This window comes from Micrococcus sp. LASM2_SD2 (genome assembly GCF_057364565.1).
This window is the reverse complement of record NZ_JBNFOB010000295.1, coordinates 1-2,336: the sequence shown is the minus strand read 5'-3', so window position 1 is coordinate 2,336 and position 2,336 is coordinate 1. Positions and strand designations below refer to the sequence as shown.

The following is a 2,336-nucleotide window of genomic DNA, read 5'->3' as shown; positions in this document are numbered from 1 at the left end:
CACGCCGCAGGACTCGGCCTGCGCACGGTCCCAGGCGTCGCCGGCGGGGCTGCGGCGGACCCGGTAGTCCTCGGCGGTCGGGTCCGCGATCGCGAAGAACGCGGCGGCGTCCGTGACGGTCACGGTGACGAAGTCCCCCGGGCGCGGGGTCTCGCAGCCCTCCGGCACGGAGAAGTGCACGAGGCGGTGGTCCGGGGCACGGCCGGCCAGGCGGCCGGTCTCCCCCGCCTTCGAGCCGGACTGCTCGGTGACCAGCAGCTCCTGGCGGGTGCCGACGAGGGTCTTCATCTCCTCGGCGGAGATCCGGTCCTGCAGCCTCACCAGGCGCTCGAAGCGCTCCTGCACGATCTGCTTGGGCACCTGGTCCTCCATCTCACCGGCCGGGGTGCCGGGGCGGATGGAGTACTGGAAGGTGAAGGCCGAGGAGAACCGGGAGGCCTCCACCACGCGCATGGTGTCCTCGAAGTCCTCGTCCGTCTCCCCCGGAAAGCCCACGATGATGTCCGTGGTGATGGCGGCGTGCGGCATGCGCTCGCGGACCTTCTCCAGGATCCCGAGGAACTTCTTGGACCGGTAGGACCGGCGCATGTCCTTGAGGACCTTGTCCGAGCCGGACTGCAGCGGCATGTGCAGCTGCGGCATGACGTTGGGGGTCTCGGCCATCGCCTCGATGACGTCGTCAGTAAAGGAGGCCGGGTGGGGGCTAGTGAAGCGCACCCGCTCCAGTCCCTCGATCTCGCCGCAGGCCCGCAGCAGCTTGGCGAAGGCGCCGCGGTCCCCGAACTCCACGCCGTAGGTGTTCACGTTCTGGCCGAGCAGGGTCACCTCCACGATCCCCTCGGCCACGAGCGCCTTGATCTCCTGCAGGATCTCCCCGGGACGGCGGTCCCTCTCCTTGCCGCGCAGCGACGGGACGATGCAGAAGGTGCACGTGTTGTTGCAGCCCACGGAGATGGAGACCCATGCCGAGTGGGTGGACTCGCGCTTGGTGGGCAGCGTGGACGGGAAGACCTCGAGGGCCTCGAGCAGCTCGACCTCGGCCCGGTCGTTGTGGCGGGCACGCTCCAGCAGGGTCGGCAGGGAACCGATGTTGTGGGTGCCGAAGACCACGTCCACCCACGGGGCCTTCTCCACGATCACGTCCTGGTCCTTCTGGGCCAGGCAGCCGCCGACGGCGATCTGCATGCCCTCGTGCGCCTTCTTCACGTTCCGCAGGTTGCCGAGGTTGCCGTAGAGGCGGTTGTCCGCGTTCTCGCGCACGGCGCAGGTGTTGAAGACGACCAGGTCGGCCTGCGCGCCCTCGGCGACGGGCGTGTAGCCGGTGGACTCGAGCAGGCCGGAGATGCGCTCGGAGTCGTGGACGTTCATCTGGCAGCCGAAGGTGCGCACCTCATAGGTGCGGCCGGTGTTGTCCGGCGCGGCGGGTGCGGTCTCGGCGGAGGTCTGCGGGGCGTCAGCGGTGGTGGTCATCGCAGGACATTCTAGTGGCGCACCGCTTCCCGACGACGGCCGCTCACCCTGGGCGCCCGGCCGGCGGTGGGTACGGGGCCGGGTGGGGCCGCGTCCGGGACGGATGCCGAGTGCGGTTGCCGGGCTCACTCGTCCTGGGCGTCGATCGCCTCGCGGACCACGGAGAACGCCACCCCGGGCGCATAGCCCTTGCGACCGAGCATGGCGACGAGCCGGCGCACGTGCTTGTCACGCTCGGCGCGGGACTCGGCGTCCCTGCCAGTGGGTACGGGGCGGGTGCGGATCTTCTTGGCCACCAGCTCCTCGGCCGCGGCGCGCTCGTCCTCCCCGGTGACCGCCTCGAGGGCCTCCTCGGCGGTCTCGCCGTCCACACCCTTCTCCTTGAGCTCGCGGCGCAGGGCGCTACGGGCCAGGCCGCGGCCGCGGTGGCGGGAGCGGACGAGGGTCTCGGCGAAGGCGGAGTCGTCCACGAGGCGGACGGCCTCCATGCGGTCCAGGACCTCGGCGCCGACCTCCTCCGGGATCCCGCGGTCCGCGAGGCGCTGCTCGAGCTGGTGGCGGGAACGGGGCGCGCCGGTGAGGTGGCGCAGCACGATGTTCCGGGCCAGTTCGCGCAGCTCGTCCGGGTCCGAGGGCAGCGGGGCCGGCTCGCGCCGTCCTTCGCGGTCGCGGTTCCGGCGGCGGGAGCCCCTCGAGCCCTTCGTCCGCTTCGTTCCCCGCGGCGCGGGGTCCTCCTCTTCCGAGGAGCCACCGCCGAAGGCCTCGGCCCACGGGCTCTCTCGGGGCGCGGTGCGGGAGCGGCGCGGGTCGACCGGTCCGGAGCCGAGCACGTGCTCGCGCTCGGCCTGGGGCCCCGTGCCCCGGCG

At 72.2% G+C, this 2,336-nt stretch carries 2 protein-coding genes; both read right to left on the bottom strand.

What is annotated here, in order from left to right:
- A partial coding sequence (gene miaB, locus AC2W7A_RS11620) for a tRNA (N6-isopentenyl adenosine(37)-C2)-methylthiotransferase MiaB (RefSeq protein ID WP_485991483.1) occupies window positions 1–1,470 on the bottom strand: 1,470 nt, incomplete at its 3' end.
- Between the two features lie 125 nt (window positions 1,471–1,595).
- Window positions 1,596–2,336, bottom strand: a 741-nt coding sequence (locus AC2W7A_RS11615) for a regulatory protein RecX (RefSeq protein WP_485991482.1), incomplete at its 5' end; no start/stop codon positions are given.